Source organism: Sphingomonas sp. (assembly GCF_036388215.1).
GTDB lineage: Bacteria > Pseudomonadota > Alphaproteobacteria > Sphingomonadales > Sphingomonadaceae > Sphingomonas.
In genome coordinates this window covers 15,709-32,820 of record NZ_DASVSH010000008.1, presented here as the reverse complement: position 1 = coordinate 32,820, position 17,112 = coordinate 15,709, and the positions used below count along the sequence as shown (strand labels likewise).

The 17,112-nt window shown below is 65.9% G+C and carries 13 protein-coding genes; 11 read left to right on the top strand and 2 right to left on the bottom strand.

Annotation, left to right across the window (positions count from 1 at the left end; genetic code table 11):
- The first annotated feature begins 48 nt into the window (after window positions 1-48).
- From groL to pepF, 3 genes are all read left to right on the top strand, one after another.
- Entirely contained in the window at window positions 49-1,692 is a 1,644-nt protein-coding gene (gene groL / locus VF617_RS03015; protein WP_331013380.1) for a chaperonin GroEL, read from the top strand.
- A gap of 252 nt (window positions 1,693-1,944) precedes the next feature.
- Window positions 1,945-2,118 (top strand): hypothetical protein, encoded by a 174-nt coding sequence (locus tag VF617_RS03010; RefSeq protein WP_331013379.1) that lies wholly within the window; start codon window positions 1,945-1,947, stop codon window positions 2,116-2,118.
- A gap of 124 nt (window positions 2,119-2,242) precedes the next feature.
- Window positions 2,243-4,102: an oligoendopeptidase F gene (gene pepF / locus VF617_RS03005; protein WP_331013378.1), complete on the top strand. Its 1,860-nt coding sequence runs from the start codon at window positions 2,243-2,245 to the stop codon at window positions 4,100-4,102.
- Window positions 4,103-4,120: 18 nt separating this feature from the next.
- On the opposite strand, the gene VF617_RS03000 is transcribed toward pepF, so the two are convergent.
- A complete protein-coding gene (locus tag VF617_RS03000) occupies window positions 4,121-5,182 on the bottom strand; it encodes a mannose-1-phosphate guanylyltransferase/mannose-6-phosphate isomerase (RefSeq protein ID WP_331013377.1) in 1,062 nt (353 codons plus the stop codon).
- A gap of 165 nt (window positions 5,183-5,347) precedes the next feature.
- Between VF617_RS03000 and VF617_RS02995 the strand changes: the two genes are divergently transcribed.
- From VF617_RS02995 to VF617_RS02970, 6 genes are all read left to right on the top strand, one after another.
- Window positions 5,348-6,736 carry a TIGR03013 family XrtA/PEP-CTERM system glycosyltransferase gene (locus VF617_RS02995; protein WP_331013376.1) on the top strand — a complete coding sequence of 463 codons (1,389 nt, stop codon included), beginning with the start codon at window positions 5,348-5,350 and terminating at the stop codon, window positions 6,734-6,736.
- Window positions 6,736-8,823 (top strand): XrtA/PEP-CTERM system histidine kinase PrsK, encoded by a 2,088-nt coding sequence (gene prsK, locus VF617_RS02990; RefSeq protein WP_331013375.1) that lies wholly within the window; start codon window positions 6,736-6,738, stop codon window positions 8,821-8,823. The genes VF617_RS02995 and prsK overlap by 1 nt, the downstream gene beginning before the upstream one ends.
- Entirely contained in the window at window positions 8,820-10,178 is a 1,359-nt protein-coding gene (prsR, locus tag VF617_RS02985; RefSeq protein WP_331013374.1) for a PEP-CTERM-box response regulator transcription factor, read from the top strand. Before prsK ends, prsR begins: the two co-directional genes overlap by 4 nt.
- Window positions 10,162-12,231 (top strand): tetratricopeptide repeat protein, encoded by a 2,070-nt coding sequence (locus VF617_RS02980; RefSeq protein WP_331013373.1) that lies wholly within the window; start codon window positions 10,162-10,164, stop codon window positions 12,229-12,231. The genes prsR and VF617_RS02980 overlap by 17 nt, the downstream gene beginning before the upstream one ends.
- Window positions 12,232-12,263: 32 nt before the next feature.
- On the top strand, window positions 12,264-13,073 hold the full coding sequence (locus VF617_RS02975) for an ATP-binding protein (protein WP_331013372.1): 810 nt from the start codon (window positions 12,264-12,266) through the stop codon (window positions 13,071-13,073).
- A 128-nt stretch (window positions 13,074-13,201) separates the two neighbouring features.
- Entirely contained in the window at window positions 13,202-14,218 is a 1,017-nt protein-coding gene (locus tag VF617_RS02970) for a sensor histidine kinase (RefSeq protein ID WP_331013371.1), read from the top strand.
- On the opposite strand, the gene VF617_RS02965 is transcribed toward VF617_RS02970, so the two are convergent.
- On the bottom strand, window positions 14,215-15,990 hold the full coding sequence (locus tag VF617_RS02965) for an ABC-F family ATP-binding cassette domain-containing protein (RefSeq protein ID WP_331013370.1): 1,776 nt from the start codon (window positions 15,988-15,990) through the stop codon (window positions 14,215-14,217). The genes VF617_RS02970 and VF617_RS02965 overlap by 4 nt on opposite strands.
- 75 nt (window positions 15,991-16,065) lie before the next feature.
- Here VF617_RS02965 and VF617_RS02960 point away from each other — a divergent pair, with 75 nt between their 5' ends.
- Together VF617_RS02960 and VF617_RS02955 are read left to right on the top strand one after the other, a co-directional pair.
- Window positions 16,066-16,401: a hypothetical protein gene (locus tag VF617_RS02960; protein ID WP_331013369.1), complete on the top strand. Its 336-nt coding sequence runs from the start codon at window positions 16,066-16,068 to the stop codon at window positions 16,399-16,401.
- 26 nt (window positions 16,402-16,427) lie between these two features.
- Entirely contained in the window at window positions 16,428-17,090 is a 663-nt protein-coding gene (locus tag VF617_RS02955; protein ID WP_331013368.1) for a response regulator transcription factor, read from the top strand.
- Window positions 17,091-17,112 lie beyond the last annotated feature (22 nt).

Genomic DNA, 17,112 nt, shown 5'->3' with positions numbered 1-17,112 from the left:
ACAGCTTGAACTTCAACAACATCTTCAGAATTTGAAAGGGTAGCCAACATGGCAGCCAAGGACGTAAAATTCGGCCGCGACGCGCGTGAGCGCATTCTCCGCGGCGTCGACATCCTCGCCGATGCAGTCAAAGTCACTTTGGGGCCCAAGGGCCGCAACGTCGTCCTCGACAAGAGCTTCGGCGCCCCGCGCATCACCAAGGACGGCGTCACCGTCGCCAAGGAAATCGAACTCAAGGACAAGTTCGAGAACATGGGCGCGCAGATGATCAAGGAGGTCGCCTCCAAGACCAACGACATCGCTGGCGACGGCACCACCACCGCCACCGTGCTCGCCCAGGCGATCGTCCGCGAAGGCATGAAGTCGGTCGCCGCCGGCATGAACCCGATGGACCTCAAGCGCGGCATCGACATCGCCGTGGCCAAGGTCGTCGAGGACCTCAAGGGCCGTTCGAAGCCAGTCGCCGGCACCAGGGAAATCGCCCAGGTCGGCATCATCTCGGCCAATGGCGACACCGTCGTCGGCGAGAAGATCGCCGAAGCGATGGAGAAGGTCGGCAAGGAAGGCGTGATCACCGTCGAGGAAGCCAAGGGCCTCGAATTCGAGCTCGATGTCGTCGAAGGCATGCAGTTCGACCGCGGCTATCTGAGCCCGTATTTCATCACGAACCCCGAGAAGATGAACGTCGAGCTCGCCGATCCGTACATCCTGATCCACGAAAAGAAGCTGTCGAACCTGCAGGCGATGCTCCCCATCCTGGAAGCAGTCGTCCAGTCGGGCCGCCCGCTGCTGATCATTGCCGAGGACATCGAAGGCGAGGCGCTTGCAACGCTCGTGGTGAACAAGCTGCGCGGCGGCCTCAAGGTCGCGGCCGTCAAGGCTCCCGGCTTCGGCGATCGCCGCAAGGCGATGCTTGAGGACATCGCGATCCTCACCAAGGGCGAAGTCATCTCGGAAGATCTCGGCATCAAGCTCGAGTCCGTCACCCTCGGCATGCTCGGCACCGCCAAGCGCGTCTCGATCGACAAGGACAACACCACCATCGTCGATGGCGCGGGTGAGCATGATGCGATCAAGGGCCGCGTCGAGGCGATCCGCCAGCAGATCGAGAACACCACCAGCGACTATGACAAGGAGAAGCTCCAGGAGCGCCTTGCCAAGCTCGCCGGCGGCGTCGCCGTGATCAAGGTCGGCGGCTCGACTGAAGTCGAAGTCAAGGAGCGCAAGGACCGCGTCGACGACGCGCTGCATGCGACTCGCGCTGCGGTCGAGGAAGGCATCGTCCCCGGCGGCGGCACGGCTCTGCTCTATGCCACGCGCGCGATCGAGGGCCTCAAGGGCGCCAATGACGATCAGACTCGCGGCATCGATATCATCCGCAAGGCGCTTTACGCGCCGGTTCGCCAGATCGCGGCGAATGCGGGTCATGACGGTGCGGTGATCTCGGGCAAGCTGCTCGACGGCGCGGATCAGAACATGGGCTTCAATGCTCAGACCGACGTCTATGAGAACCTCGTCACAGCCGGCGTGATCGACCCCACCAAGGTCGTCCGCACCGCGCTCCAGGACGCGGCCTCGGTCGCCGGCCTGCTCATCACGACGGAAGCCGCCGTGTCCGAGCTGCCGGAAGACAAGCCCGCAATGCCCATGGGTGGCGGCGGCATGGGCGGCATGGGCGGCATGGATTTCTGACCTAGAGGTCCTGAATTAGCGCGGGCTAATTCAGGACCTCCTCAGGTCCGGACGGCGGGGCCGGCGAAAGCCGGGACGCGGCCGACGAAGCCCCGGTTGCCGGGGCCGATCCGACCATCCAGGCCCCAGCAGGCTAAACGAAAAAGGGCCGGGAGCATGCTCCCGGCCCTTTTTCGTCTCGAAACCGGATTTACACGATTTCACCGCGTTCCCCTGTTGGACGAAGCCGCAAGATTCGATAAGGCTTCGGACGTGCTGAAAAAGATCATTGGGAGGATGCGCTGCCTGATGGGCAAGCATAAGCGCTCGCGCCAGCAGGCCCAGCGTTCCGGCGATGCTGCACCATATACCAGCATCTGCACCTTTTGCGGCGTGCCCATGGTGCGCCGCGCCAAGGGCGACTGGATCGTCGCCTCGAAGCACTGACGCCCGCACTGGCGGTGTATTGGCGCGCTAATCCACAAAAGGCTTTCCCTGCCGGCCAAAGCGCGACAGATTGAGCGCTTCAACGGCGCTGAGCCTGCCGGCGCACATCCGTGGGGAAGCTTGCATGACCGAAATCACGCGCCGCGAAGCGCTAACCGCCGCCGCGCTCGTCACGCTTGCCGCCGCCGCGCCCGCCTGGGCGCAGGATGCCGGCACAAGCGCGGCGATGTGGGATCTGACCGAGATTTACCCGAACGAGGCGGCGTGGGACGCGGCGCGCAAGTCCGCGCTTGCCGCGGTGCCGGGCATCGCCAGGTATAAGGGCCGGCTGGGCGAGAGCGCGGCGACGCTTGCCGAGGCGCTCGTGCTGCAATCCGATCTCGGCCGCACGATCGCCCGCATCTATGTTTATACCAGCCTCAAGGCCGACGAAGATGTCCGGGCCTCGACCTGGCAGGAGAAACACGCACAGTCGCGCGACCTGTACACTGCCTTTGGCGAGGCGGTCTCGTGGATTTCCCCCGAATTGCTGACGGTCGGCAAGGACAGGATCGCAGGCTTCGTCGCGGCCAACGCCACGCTCAAATCGCGCTTCGATTTCTATCTGGCCGATACGCTCCGCCAAGCGCCGCACACGCTTTCGCCGGAGGGCGAATCCCTGCTTGCCAGCGTCGGCTCGCCGCTCGGCGCGCCCGGCGAAATCTCGGGCCAGCTCCGCTCGTCGGACATCCCCTGGCCCACGATCAAGCTTTCCACCGGCAAGGAAGTCCGGCTCGATTCACAAGGGTACACGCTCAATCGCGACGCGCCCGATCGCGAGGACCGCAAGGCGGTGTTCGACGCATTCTGGACGGCGCACGGCAAGTTCCGCAATTCTTTCGGCGCGACCTATACCGCCAAGGTCAAGAGCGACATCTTCTATGCCAAGGCGAGGCGGCACCCCACTTCGCTTGCCAATGCGCTTTCGGGTTCGAATATCCCCGAGGCCGTATACCGCACATTGGTGGCCGAGGCGAACAAGGGCCTGCCGCAGCTCCACCGCTATTTCGAGCTGCGCCGCCGCATCCTCAAGCTGCCCGACTTGCATTATTACGACATCTATCCTCCCCTGGTCTCGCTCGACCGGACCTTCACGCTGGATCAGATGCGCACCACGACGCTGGAAGCGGTCAAGCCGCTCGGCCCCGATTACCAGGCGCGCATCGCCAAGGCGTCGGCCGCGAAATGGATGGATCCGTGGCCGCGCCCCGGCAAGCGCCCCGGCGCCTATATGCAGCCGGGCGCCTATGACGTGCATCCCTTCCTGCTGCTTAATCTCAGCGACAAATATGACGGGCTGAGCACCTATGCCCATGAATGGGGTCACGCGCTGCATTCGCTGATGTCGAACGCGACTCAGGTCTATGAAAAGGCCGATTATCCCATCTTCCTCGCCGAGATCGCCTCGACGCTGAACGAGCAGCTCCTCGTCGCGCACATGCTCAAACAAGCCAGGACCAGGGAAGAGAAGCTCTTCTATCTGGGCCAGCAGATGGAGAATTATCGCGGCACTTTCTATCGCCAGACGATGTTCGCCGAGTTCGAGCTGGTCGCCCACGACAAGGCCGAGGCGGGCGAGGGCATGTCAGGCGAGAAGTTCAACGCAATCTATTTCGACCTGCTGAAGCGCTATCACGGGCCCAATCTCGGCCTCGACCCGGCCTATGCCAACGAATGGGCCTTCATCCCGCATTTCTACAACAGCTTCTACGTCTATCAGTACGCCACCTGCATCGCGGCGGCGACTTTCTTCGCCCAGGCGATCCTCAAGGGCGGCGCGAAGGAGCGCGACAATTATCTGAGCGTGATCAAGGCCGGCGGATCGGACTATCCAGTCGAGATCCTCAAGCGGGCTGGTCTCGATATGGCGAGCCCGGCCCCGTATCGGGCGCTTGTCGCCGATTTCAAGAGCACGCTGGACCAGGCGGAAGCGCTGATGGCATGACCGTATCGGTGGGGCGGATCAGCCGTCCCGCCGCATCGCCGCCAGCAGCCGCTTGACCTCCTGGCTCTGGCCGCGGGGCAGGATCAATATGTCGTCCCCGCTCGCCACCACGATCAAGTCGGAGACTCCGACTAGCGCGACCTTCTTGCCCGGCTCGGCGCGGACCATGCAATTCGCGGTGTCGATCGCCACCACGTCGCCGCGCACCACGTTGCCGGCCTCATCAGCCTCGCTGATGGCGTGGAGCGCATCCCAGCTGCCCACGTCGCTCCAGCCCATGCTGACGGGCACCACCGCCACGCGCGGCGCCTTTTCCATTACCGCATAATCGATCGAGTCGGCGGGACTGGCCGCAAAGGCCACGGCATCGGGCCAGATGCGCGCACCCTGGCGTCGCCCCTTGGCCATCGCGTCCTGCGCGGCCGCGAGCATCTCGGGGGCATAGGAAGCAAGCGCGCCCAGATAGATATCGGCGCGGAACAGGAAGATGCCGCCGTTCCACGCATGATCGCCGCTGGCAAGCATCGCCTCCGCCTTCTCGCGGGGGGGCTTTTCGACGAAGCTTTCGACCCGGTGGACACCCTCGCCGATCGCCTCCCCCACCTTGATATAGCCATAGCCGGTTTCCGGGGCGTCGGGTGCGATGCCGAAAGTCACGAGCCAGCCCTGGGCGACCAGCGGCAGCGCGGCCTGGATCGCGCGGTGGAATGCGGCAATATCGGCGATCACGTGATCCGAGGGCATCACCAGCAACGGATCGGCCCCTCCCCCCGCGGCGATCGCCGCCAGCGCGATCGCGGGGGCGGTGTTGCGGCCGATCGGCTCCAGGATGAGCGCCTGTGCCGCAGCGGCGACATCTGCGAGCTGCTCGTCGACCAAGTCGGCATGCGCGGCGTTCGCGACCACGATGGGGGCCGCAAAGCGCTCCCCGGCGGTCCGCCGCGCAGTCAGCTGGAGCATCGTCTCCTCGGCGGTCAGCGCCAGCAACTGCTTCGGGCGCTCCGCACGAGACAATGGCCACAGGCGCGTGCCCGATCCCCCGGACAGGATGACGGGGATGATCGGCTTCGAATCCGGCATCGTGATCGGACCTCCAAATGCAATGCAGTGATGGCGTTTGCCCGGGTCGTCAAACCCGAAGGGCGCCTTGCGGTTTCGCGAGCGTCACGGCTTTTGCGTCAAGCCGCCCGACAGGGCATGCTCATGTCGGATTTGTTTACACTTCTGGCTTAATGCAAAGGGGCCATGATCCGCTTGTTCAAGCATTACGTTCCGAACGCCGTGCTCCTGCTGGGCGCGCTGGACCTCCTCCTGCTGCTCGCCGCGGGCGAGATCGGCTGGACGATCCGCGCGAACCAATTGGGCATGGCTCCGCAATCGATGATGTCGCGCTGGCCGCAATTGGTGAGCTACGCCCTCTTCCTCCAGGTCGCGATGATGGCGATCGGGGTCTACGGCACCGAAGCGCTGCAATCATTGCGCTACGCCACCGCCCGGTTGATCATCGCGGTCTCGCTTGGCGTTATCGGGCTCAGCTTCCTCTATTTCATGATCCCCGAAATCGGCTTCTGGCGCTCGAACCTGCTCTACGCAATGGGCGCATCGATCGTCCTCCTGATCTTCCTGCGCATGCTCCTGGGCAAGGCGCTGGGCAGCCAGGCGTTCAAGCGGCGGATCGTGGTGCTGGGCGCGGGCGCGCGGGCGCAGCGGCTCAAGGAATTGTCCAAGACCCCCGGCGCGGGCTTCGCGGTGGTCGGCTATATCTCGATGAGCGAAGCCAATCGTGTGATTCCCGAGGCGATCGCGCGCGATGCGATCTACAATCTCGCGGACCATGTGGTGCTGCTGAGCGCGAGCGAAGTCGTCCTTGCGCTGGAGGAGCGGCGCAACGCACTGCCGCTCAAGGACCTGCTGCGGATCAAGACCACCGGCGTCCATGTCAACGAGATCTCGACTTTCCTCGAGCGCGAGACCGGGCGCGTCGATCTGGACAGCGTAAGCCCTAGCTGGCTGATCTTCTCCGACGGCTTTTCCTCGGGCCGGATGCTGTCGAGCGCGTTCAAGCGCCTGTTCGATATCGCCGCCAGCCTAACCCTGCTCACCTTCATGCTCCCCGTGATCCTGATCACTGCGATTGCCGTGAAGCTCGAAAGCAAGGGGCCTGCTTTCTATCGCCAGCGCCGCGTCGGCCTTTATGGAGTCGGTTTCGACGTCATCAAGCTGCGCTCGATGCGCCAGGATGCCGAAGTTGGCGGCAACGCCGTCTGGGCCGAGAAGAACGATCCGCGCATCACGCGCATCGGCAACATCATCCGCAAGCTGCGCATCGACGAGCTGCCGCAATGCTGGAGCGTGCTCAAGGGTGAGATGAGCTTTGTCGGCCCGCGCCCGGAGCGCCCCCAGTTCGTCGACGACCTGGAGACCAAGCTGCCTTATTATGCCGAACGCCACATGGTGAAGCCCGGCATTACCGGCTGGGCACAAGTCAATTACCCCTATGGCGCCTCCATCGAGGACAGCCGCCAGAAGCTCGAATACGACCTTTATTATGCCAAGAACTATTCGCCCTTTCTGGATCTGCTGATTCTCCTCCAGACGGCGCGCGTCGTGCTCTTTGCAGACGGGGCGCGGTGATGGCGCTTCAACTCATCCTGTGGAGCCATGCCCTCGCCGCGCTGCTGTTCGGCGCCCTCACCATTGCTGCCTGGCGCACGCCAGAGGCGCGCGTGCCGCGCCGCGCGCTGGTCGTCGCCTTGGGAACCACTGCGCTCTGGGCGCTTGCGGTGGCGGGCATCGGCGGCGCGGAAATGGTGACGCGCGTCGCCGAGACGCTGCGCAACCTCGCTCTGCTCGGCTTCATGATCGCGCTGCACCGGCGCGGCGATGGCGTACGGCCACCGGTGGCTATCGGCACCGTCTACGGCGTCGTCGCCATGGTGGCGGTCGCATCGCTGGTGGCGCATATCGTCGGGAATGCGGCGGCTCTCGAAGCCGCGCGCAACATCGAGACCGGCGCGTTGCTGCTTCGCATGCTCGTCGCGGTGGCGGCGCTCGTGCTCGTCCAGGCGCTCTATTCCTCGGTCAATCCAGGGCCCGCCAGCGGGCTGCGCTGGATCGTGTTCGCGCTCGCCGGCATCTGGCTGGCGGACTTCGCGATGTTCGGCATCTCCTATGTCACGGCACGCTGGGAGGCCTGGGAGTTCGCTTTTCGCGGCTTCGTGATGGCAATCGCCGCGCTGGCGATCGGCACGGGGCTTCACCGCAAGGGCGAGTGGAACGTGCAGGTCTCGCGCACGGTCGCCTATCAATCGCTGTCGCTGGTCGCCATCGGCGCATATTTCGCGCTGCTCGCCTTGGCCACCTGGGGGATCGCAGCGATCGGCGGGGAGAATGCCCGCATTTTCCAGACCGCGTTCGTCCTGGGCTCCACTGCGGCGATCCTCACCCTCGTCTCGAATTCGTGGCTGCGCGCCTGGATCAAGGTCAAGCTCGCCAAGCATCTCTTCCGCCACCGCTATGATTATCGCACCGAATGGATGCGCTTTACCGAGACGCTGGGCGCACCCGAAGGCGGCCCGGCGCTCGACGAGCGCACCGTCAAGGCAATGGCCGATCTCACCGATTCGCCTGGCGGCGTGCTGCTTGCGCCCGATGCCGGCGGGCTCGGAGCCGGGGCGAGCTGGAATTGGGATCGCTCCACGCTACCGATCGCCAGCGACATCGCGCTTGCGCGGCATCTGGAGGCGACAGGGCGAATCATCGATCTGGATTCGCTGAGGAGCAAGGACGCGACCAGCGCGGATTCCACTGCGGTGCCGCAATGGATGCTCGATACGCCTGAGGCCTGGGTTTTGGTGCCGCTCCCGCATCTCGGCAGCCTGGCCGGAGCGATCCTGCTTGCGCGGCCCCCGGTCAGTCGCCCCCTCGACTGGGAGGATTTCGACTTGCTCAAGGTCGCCGGCCGCCAGGTCGCGTCCTATCTGGCCGAAGCACGGGCGCAGGGCGCGTTGGCCGAAGCGCAGCGCTTCGAAGAGTTCAACCGCCGCTTCGCCTTCATCCTCCATGATATCAAGAACCTGGTCAGCCAGCTCACGCTCACTGCCCGCAATGCGGAGCGTCATGCGGACAAGCCCGAGTTCCGCGCGGATATGATTGCGACGTTGAAGGATTCGGCCGAGCGGATGAATGCGCTGCTCGCCCGCCTTTCGCAGCATCATCGCAGCCGCGCCGAACCACCGCATGCGACCGAGATCGTACCGCTTGTCGAGCGCGTGGCCGCCGCGCGACGCGGGCAGCATCCGGTGATCGCCACCGGGCTCCGCGCTGCCGTGGCGCAGGCCGATCCGGCCGGGCTTGAGCAGTTGCTCGGCCATCTCGTCCAGAACGCAATCGAAGCCAGCCCGCCAGGCGAGCCGGTGACGCTCGCTGTCAGCGCCGAGGGCGGGCAGGTGACGATCGACATTATCGACAGGGGTTGCGGCATGTCGCCCGCCTTTGTGCGCGACGAGTTGTTCAAGCCCTTCGTCTCGTCGAAGCAGGGCGGCTTCGGCATCGGCGCGTTCGAGGCGCTTCAGCTCACGCAGCAAATGGGCGCGCGAATCGAAGTGAGTTCGCGCGAAGGTGAGGGCAGCCGCTTTCGCGTCGTCCTGAAGGCGGCGCGCGCCGTGGACCTGTCCCCCGCGGCGGATGCCGCAAATCATGAAATCGGGTGCGCGGCATGACCGAGAAGCGCGCCTTGCCCAAGCTCCTCATCGTCGAGGACGATACCGGCCTCCAGCGCCAGCTGCGCTGGGCCTATGACGGCTATGAGATATTCACTGCCTCGACGCGCGAGGAAGCCGTGGCTCTGCTCCGCGCCGAGGAGCCCCCGGTCGTCACGCTCGATCTGGGCCTGCCGCCCGATCCCGATGGCACTGCGGAGGGTTTCGCGACGCTGGCGGCAATCCTCCAGCTTCGTCCCGATACCAAGGTCATCGTCGCCTCTGGCCATGGCGCGCGCGAATCCATGCTGCGTGCAATCGCCGCCGGCGCCTGGGATTTCTACCAGAAGCCGATCGACATCGACGCGCTGGGGCTCATCGTGGCGCGCGCGTTCCACGTCCATGCGCTGGAAGCCGAAAACCGCCGCCTTGCCGAGCGGAGCGAAGCGGGCGCGGTGCTGGGCGGGATGATCACCGGAAGCCCGGAGATGCTGAAGGTCACGCGCACGATCGAGCGCGTGGCGGGAACCGATGTTTCGGTGATGCTGCTCGGGGCCAGCGGCACCGGCAAGGAGCTGCTCGCGCGCGGGCTTCATGACGCGAGCCGCCGAAAAGGCGCCTTCGTCGCGATCAACTGCGCAGCGATCCCCGAAACCCTGCTCGAGTCCGAGCTGTTCGGCCACGAAAAGGGCGCGTTCACCGGCGCGGTCAAGACCACCGAGGGCAAGATCGAGCTGGCGCAGGGGGGCACGCTGTTCCTCGACGAGATTGGCGACGTGCCGCTGCCACTCCAGGTCAAGTTGCTGCGTTTCCTGCAGGAGCGCGTGATCGAGCGGATCGGCGGGCGCAGGGCGATCCCCGTCGATGTCCGCGTGGTCTGCGCGACGCATCAGGATGTCGATGCGATGGTCGCCGACGGGCGCTTCCGCGAAGACCTGTATTACCGGCTGGCCGAGATCGTCATCCGCATCCCGTCGCTTGCCGAGCGCCCGGGCGACGCTGGCCTGGTCGCGCGCCATTTCCTCCACAAATATGCCGCCGCGATGAACACCGGAGTGCGCAGCTTCGCCCCCGACGCGCTCGCCGCGATCGATGCGTGGAGCTGGCCCGGAAACGTCCGCGAGCTGGAAAACCGGGTGAAGCGCGCGGTGATCATGGCTGATGGCAAGCTGGTCGGCGCTGCCGATCTGGATCTGCTGGCGCAGGGCGAAACCGGCCTGGTCAACCTGAAGGCCGCACGCGAAATGGCGGATCGCAAAGCGATCCGCCATGCCCTCGCCCGCGCCGAAGGCAATATTTCCGGCACCGCGCGCTTGCTCGGGATCAGCCGCCCCACCCTCTATGATCTGATGAAGGCCTATGACCTCCAGCCCTAATCGTCTCCGCGCCCTCCCCCTGCGCCGCCTGGCCGTGATCGGCGGCGCCATCGCGGTGTTCGCCGTGATCGCCTGGTTCTGGCTACGGCCCGTAGGGCTCGATCGGGTGAGCGCGCGCGACGCGATCGCGCGTAGCGCCCAGTTGCTCAAGGCGGACAACGCCAATGCGGCGCGTGCCGAGGGCATGGCAGGCGTGCGCGGCGATCCCAACAATCCGCTGGGCCATATCACGCTCGCCATGGCGATGCTCGCACTTGACGACGGGGTCGGCGCGGAGGCCGAAATCCAGCGCGCCGTGGATACGGGCTATGACGGCAGGCTGGTGCCGCATCTGCGCGCGCATGCGCTCCTGCTTCAGGGCGAAGAGGAAAAGGCGCTGGCAGAGGTCGAGAAGACCGATCCGCGCTTCCGTCCCTATGGCCTGCGCATCCGCGCGCGCGCGATGACTGCGCTCGGCAATTATGCAGCCGCGAACGAATCGCTCGATGAAGCGGTAAGGATCGCCCCGAACGACGCCCTGGTCTGGGCCGATGTCGGCCGCTTCCGCTTCACCGCCGGGGATTTGCTCGGCGCGGCGGAGGCTTCCGATCGCGCGGTCAAGCTCGCGCCCGGGAATGTAGAAGCGCTGGTGCTGCGCGGCGAATTGGTGCGCAGCCAGTTCGGGCTGACCGCCGCCTTGCCCTGGTTCGAGCGCGCGCTCAGCCGTGATCAGGATCATCACGATGCGCTGATCGAATATGCCGCCACGCTGGGCGATTCGGGCCGCACGACGGATGCTGTCGCGGTCACCCGCCGTGCGCTCCAATCGCGCCCCGGCAGCGCGCAAGCTTATTATCTCCAGGCAGTCATTGCCGCGCGCGGTGGCAGGTTCGATCTCGCGCGCTCAATCTTGGAAAAGACCGGCGGCACGCTCGATTCAATGCCAGGTGCGCTGCTGCTTGGCGGCACCATCGCCATCCAGAAGGGGGAATACGAACAGGCGCTGGTCAAGCTGCGCGACCTGGTCGCGCGCCAGCCGATGAACATCACGGCGCGCAAGCTGCTGGCGGTCGCCTTGTTGCGGACCGACAGCGCGCGCAACGCGATCGACACCCTGCGCCCCGTCGTCGCGCGGGGCGATGCCGACAGCTATGCGCTCACGCTTGTCGGGCGCGGGTACGAGCGGATCGGCGAACGCGGCGAGGCTGCACGCTATCTCGACCGCGCGGCCTATCCGGCTATCGGCCAAGCCGATCCATTCAGCTCGGACGGCTCGACACCGGTGCTTGCCGCCGAAGCAGCGCAGCGACCCACCGATCCCGGGGCGATGATCCCGCTGATCCGCGGGTTGCTGAGCGACGGCAACAAGAGCGGCGCGCTGGCCCGCGCGCAGGATATCGTCGCGAAAAATCGCGGAGCTCCCGCCGCGCATGTGCTCCTCGGCGATGTGCTGATGATGCTCGGTCGCACCGCGGACGCGGTCGCCGCCTATCAGCGCGCAGCCGATCTGCGCTTCGATGAGCCGACGATGCTTCGGCTGGTAGAGGCACAGGATCGCGCGGGGCGGCGCGCCGATGCCGCAAATGCGCTCGCGCTGTTCCTCTCGCAGAATCCGGTCAGCATCGCGGCACTCCGTCTTTCGGCGCATTGGCAACTCGCCGCCGGCGAATATGACGCCGCGATCGACAGCCTGGAGGATCTGCGGGCCCGCATCGGGGATGGCGACGCCGCGCTCAATGCCGAGCTTGCCGCCGCTTATGCCGGGGCGGGAGAATTCGGCACGGCTGTGGAATTCGGCGAAGCGGCCTACGGCCTTGCCCCGGGCAATCCCGCGGTCGCGGACGCCTTTGGCTGGGCGATGTTCCGCGCCGGCGACGCGGGCGGCGCGATCGAATTGCTGCAAAAAGCCGTGGCGCTCACCCCGCGCCACGCCGGGCTTCGCTGGCATCTCGCGCAGGTCTATGCCGCGTCGAACCGCAAGGCCGAAGCCAAGTTCCACGCGCAAGCCGCCCTTTCCGACCCGAGCTTTGCCGACAAGGCCGCGGCACAGGCGCTGATAGCCAAATTGGGGTGAGCTCGCGTCGCCCCCGCGCTATAGCGCGGGCGATGACCGATCCCCTTGCCCGCATCGCCGACGCGCTCGAACGGCTTTCGCCGCCGCCCGCGCCCGCCGCTGACTTGCGCGCCCATGCCGCTTATATCTGGCGCGGCGATACGCTTGCGGCGGCGCGCGCCTTCGGCCCGCTGCGGCTGAGCGTGCTGCGCGGCATGGATGCGCAGCGCGACGCATTGCTCGCCAATCTCGATCGCCTCGCCGCCGGGCATGCCGCGCAGGACGTGCTGCTCTGGGGTGCGCGCGGCACGGGCAAGTCCGCGCTGGTCAAAAGCGCCGTGGGGGCAATTCAGCAAGGGGGCGGCGACCTCGCCTTGGTCGAAGCGGCGACCCATCACCTGGAGACGCTGCCGGCGCTCTTTACGTTGCTGGCGCAGGCGGAACGGCCCTTCGCGATCTTCCTCGACGATTTGGGATTCGACGCTGCCGGAGACGCGCGCGCGCTGCGCTCGCTGCTGGAGGGTGGCGCGGAGGCGCGTCCGGCCAATGTCCGGCTGATCGTCACTTCCAATCGTCGCCATTTGATCCCGCGCGATATCGCCGAGCAGGCAAGCGCGATCAATCCGCGTGACAGCATCGACGACAGTCTGGCGCTCGCGGATCGCTTCGGGCTGAGCCTGGGCTTCCACGCCATCGACCAGGACACCTATGTCGAAATCGTGCGGAGCTATGCCGAGGCGAATCGGCTCAGCTTCGATCCGGCCGAGGCGATCAACTGGGCGACGCGGCGCGGGAGCCGATCCGGGCGCGTGGCATGGCAATATGTCGTTGATCTGGCCGGACGCCTGGGCAAATCGCTTTAGGGCCTGTTCAGTTAGACGTCGCCAGCCCGCTCCCTCGCAAGCGCACAGACTCTAACTGATTGATCGCGATCAACTTAACGCCGCGTTGACTTGACTCCTTGGCTGCGCTGGGGCCTCACCTGCGCCCGATGGGGCGAATTGGGGAACTGGACCTGCCGGATCGGCTCGCGCCGACCATACCGCGCTGGGTGACGTCGATGGGCGTTGGCCTGCTGGCCGCCGCATGCGCCGGCTTCGTTCGATTTGCGATGGACCTGGTCATTCCGGGCGCGGCGATCTTCGCTTTGATTTTTCCGGCAGTGATGATCGCGACGCTGTTCGCACGGTGCCTGGCCGGCGCGACTGCGGCCGGGGTCTCGATCCTCTATGGCTGGTATTACATCTATCCGGTCAAGAACTCGTTCCGGTTCGAATCGGCCGCTGCGGCGATGACGATGCTGTCGATCATCCTTTCGGCGATGATCACCGTCGCGCTCGCCGAGATGTTCCGCCGCGCGGTTCGGCGCGTCGCCGCGGAGCGCGACCGCGAAGTCGCCGAGCGAGACCTGTTTCTCGAAGAATTCGACCACCGCGTGAAGAACAATTTCACGCTCGTCGCCTCGCTCCTCGACATGCAGCGCCGCCGCGCGGGCGAGGGCGAGACCGCCGAGGCGTTGGGTGCGGCGCTGTCGCGGGTCGAGAGCATCGCGCGCGCGCACCGTCACTTGTATCGCGGCGGCGCGACTGCGCCGGGGGCAGTCGATATGGCCGCTTACCTGCACGAGCTGTGCTCGGCGCTCTCCGAAGCATTGTTCCTGCGCGGCGCGATCACGCTCGATTGCCATTCGGATCATGCGGCGATTCCGCGCGACCGCGCCGTCTCGATCGGACTTGTCGTAAACGAGCTTGTGACCAACGCGGTCAAGCATGCCTTTCCCGGCCGCGACGCCGGCACGATCCAGGTTCGCTTCGATCAGGCTGCGCCCGGCTGGAGGCTCACGGTTCAGGACAATGGCGCGGGCATGCCCGATGCAACGCGCGTCAAGGGCCGCGAGGGCGGCATGGGCCAGCGCCTTATCGACGCCTTCGCCCGCCAGGCAGGCGGCTCGGTCGTCACCCAGAGCACGCCGGCGGGCACGACCGTGACGGTCACGCTGCAGCCCTAACCCAGCGCGTCGACTTGCTCGGCCAGCTCGAGCCACCGCAGCTCGGCCGCGTCCTTTTCCTCACGCAGCTTGCCGATGCCCTGGGTCAGGCTGGCGAACTTCGCCGGATCGCGCGCGTAGAGCGCAGGATCGTGCAATGCCGCCTCGTCACGCAGGATCTGAGCGTCGATCTCCTCGATGCGCTTGGGCAACAGCTCATAGTCGCGCTGGTCCTTGTAGCTGAGCTTGACGGCCTTGGGCCTGGGAGCCTCCACGGTAAGAGGCTTGGCGGCCTTGCGCCCCACCGGGCGCGCCGTGCGCTTCGCCGCCCAATCCGCATAGCCGCCGGCGACGACATCGACCGTGCCCGATCCGTCGAGCCCCAAGGTCACCGTCACCGTGCGGTCGAGGAAGTCGCGATCGTGGCTGACGATCAGCACGGTGCCTTCATAATCCGCGATGACTTCCTGGAGCAGGTCCAGCGTCTCCAGGTCGAGGTCGTTGGTCGGCTCGTCGAGCACCAGCAGGTTCGACGGCCGCGCGAATTCGCGCGCTAGCAACAGCCGCGAGCGCTCGCCTCCCGAAAGCGTGCCGATCTTGGCGTCCGCCAGGCTCGGCTCGAACAGGAACTCCTTGAGGTAACCATGGATGTGCTTGCGGACGCCCAGCACGTCGATCCACTCGCCGCCCTGGGTAAGCACATCGCGGACGCTCTTCGTCGGGTCCATCAGGCTGCGCTGCTGATCGATGAACACCTTGTCGAGGGTCTTCGCCAGGCGGATGAAGCCTTCGTCAGGAGCAAGCTCGCCGGTCAGCAGCTTGAGCAATGTGGTCTTGCCCGCGCCGTTCGCACCGACGATGCCGATGCGGTCGCCCTTGGTGACCCGGAGTGTCAGGTCCTTGATGATCGTGCGTTCCCCGAAGCGCTTGGTCACGCCCTTCACATCGATGACCACCCTGGTCTGCGCGCCGTCCGATCCGATCGCGAGCTTCGCCGCGCCCGCTGGCCCCATCATCGCCGCGCGTTCGGCGCGCATCTCGTGGAGCTTGGTCAGCCGGCCCTGGTTGCGCCGCCGCCGTCCCGTCACGCCGCGGAGCAGCCAATGCTCCTCGATCTTCAATCGGGCGTCGAGCTTCTGGGCGTTGCGCTCCTCTTCGGCATAGACCTGCTCGGTCCATGCCTCGAATCCGCCGAACCCCACTTCCGCGCGCCGGATCGCGCCCCGGTCAAGCCACAGCGTCTGCTTCGTCAGCCGGGTGAGAAAGGTGCGGTCATGGCTGATCGCCACGAACGCGCCCGTGTAGCGCGCCAGCCAATTTTCGAGCCAGTCGATCGCCGCGATGTCGAGATGATTGGTCGGTTCGTCCATCAGCAGCACTTGCGGGTTTTGCGCCAGCGCCCGCGCAATCGCCGCGCGCCGCCGCTCGCCGCCCGAGGCCGTCGCCGCCTCGCGGCCGAGATCGACGCCAAGCTGCCCCGCGATCGCCTCGACTTCGTAACGCTGCGGCGCGTCCTCTCCGCCCAGCGCGAAATCGAGCAGGGTCGCGAACCCGTCGACCTGCGGATCCTGCTCCAGGATCACGACATTGGTGCCGGGCTGGATCACGCGGCGGCCCTCGTCCGAATCGATCCGCCCGGCGATCAGCCGCAGCAGCGTCGATTTTCCCGCGCCGTTGCGCCCGATCAGCGCCAGCCGGTCGCGCGCGCCGATATAGAGATCGAGCCCGCGAAACAGCCAGCCATGCCCCTGGACCAGCCCGAGGCCTTCATACGCGAGAATGGGTGCAGCCATGCGGGCGCACCTAGTGGCGTGGCCGCCCACCCGCAACCTGACATGCGCCTGTCCCGCCCGTTCAGGGGCTATTCAATGCGCGGCCCCCATGGCAGACTCATGAAGATGCTGGCGAAACCGGTTCTGTGCGCGTGCCTGGCGGCGATATTGCTGCCAGCGTCGGCGTTCGCGCGCGCGCCGGATAGAGCGCCGCAAGACAATCAGACCCAGCGGCGCAAGCAGGGCCCGGGCGTCTCGGTGCGCGAAATCGAGCGCCGTGTGATCCCTCGCATGCCGGGCGCACAGTATCTCGGATTCGATTACGAACCCTCGTCGGACATTTACACGCTCAAATTCCTGCGCAATGGATCGGTCATCTGGGTGGACGTTGACGGCCGCACCGGCAAAATCGTCCGCCGCGCCGGCAACTGAACCGCTGCTGAGGGGATTGGAAAATAATGCGATTATTGATCGTCGAGGACGAGCCAACGCTCGGCCAGCAGCTAAAGAACGCGCTCGAAGGCGCGGGCTATGCCGTGGATCTCGCCACCGATGGCGAGGAGGGGCTCTATCTGGGCTCCAACGAGCAATATGACGCGATCATCCTGGATCTCGGCCTCCCCGAGATCGACGGGCTGACCGTGCTCGATCGCTGGCGCAAGGAAGGCAAGGCGACCCCGGTGCTGGTGCTCACCGCGCGTGACAGCTGGTCGGACAAGGTGGCGGGCCTGGATGCGGGCGCCGACGATTATGTCGCCAAGCCTTTCCAGACCGAGGAACTGATCGCCCGCTTGCGCGCGCTGATCCGCCGCTCCTCGGGCAATGCCTCGGCGGAGCTGACGGCGGGCGACATCCGCCTGGACACCCGTTCGGGCAAGGTCACCAAGGCAGGCGAGCCGGTCAAGCTCACCGCGCAGGAATATAAGCTGCTCAGCTACCTGCTCCATCACAAGGGCAAGGTCGTCAGCCGCACCGAGCTGATCGACCATATCTACGATCAGGATTTCGACCGCGATTCGAACACGATCGAAGTGTTCGTGACCCGCATCCGCAAGAAGCTCGGCGCGGAAATCATCACCACGATCCGGGGTCTCGGCTACAGCCTGGACGAGCCTGGCTAAGGCACGTGCACGCCGGCCATCA

Coding starts and splice junctions, on each gene's coding strand:
- groL (WP_331013380.1), top strand. CDS start 49: ATGGCAGCCAAGGACGTAAAATTCGGCCGCGACGCGCGTGAGCGCATT.
- VF617_RS03000 (WP_331013377.1), bottom strand. CDS start 5,182: ATGCCGGATTCGAAGCCGATCATCCCCGTCATCCTGTCCGGGGGATCG.
- prsR (WP_331013374.1), top strand. CDS start 8,820: ATGACCGAGAAGCGCGCCTTGCCCAAGCTCCTCATCGTCGAGGACGAT.
- VF617_RS02955 (WP_331013368.1), top strand. CDS start 16,428: ATGCGATTATTGATCGTCGAGGACGAGCCAACGCTCGGCCAGCAGCTA.
- VF617_RS02975 (WP_331013372.1), top strand. CDS start 12,264: ATGACCGATCCCCTTGCCCGCATCGCCGACGCGCTCGAACGGCTTTCG.
- VF617_RS02970 (WP_331013371.1), top strand. CDS start 13,202: ATGGGGCGAATTGGGGAACTGGACCTGCCGGATCGGCTCGCGCCGACC.
- VF617_RS02965 (WP_331013370.1), bottom strand. CDS start 15,990: ATGGCTGCACCCATTCTCGCGTATGAAGGCCTCGGGCTGGTCCAGGGG.
- VF617_RS02980 (WP_331013373.1), top strand. CDS start 10,162: ATGACCTCCAGCCCTAATCGTCTCCGCGCCCTCCCCCTGCGCCGCCTG.
- pepF (WP_331013378.1), top strand. CDS start 2,243: ATGACCGAAATCACGCGCCGCGAAGCGCTAACCGCCGCCGCGCTCGTC.
- VF617_RS02995 (WP_331013376.1), top strand. CDS start 5,348: ATGATCCGCTTGTTCAAGCATTACGTTCCGAACGCCGTGCTCCTGCTG.
- prsK (WP_331013375.1), top strand. CDS start 6,736: ATGGCGCTTCAACTCATCCTGTGGAGCCATGCCCTCGCCGCGCTGCTG.
- VF617_RS02960 (WP_331013369.1), top strand. CDS start 16,066: ATGCGCGGCCCCCATGGCAGACTCATGAAGATGCTGGCGAAACCGGTT.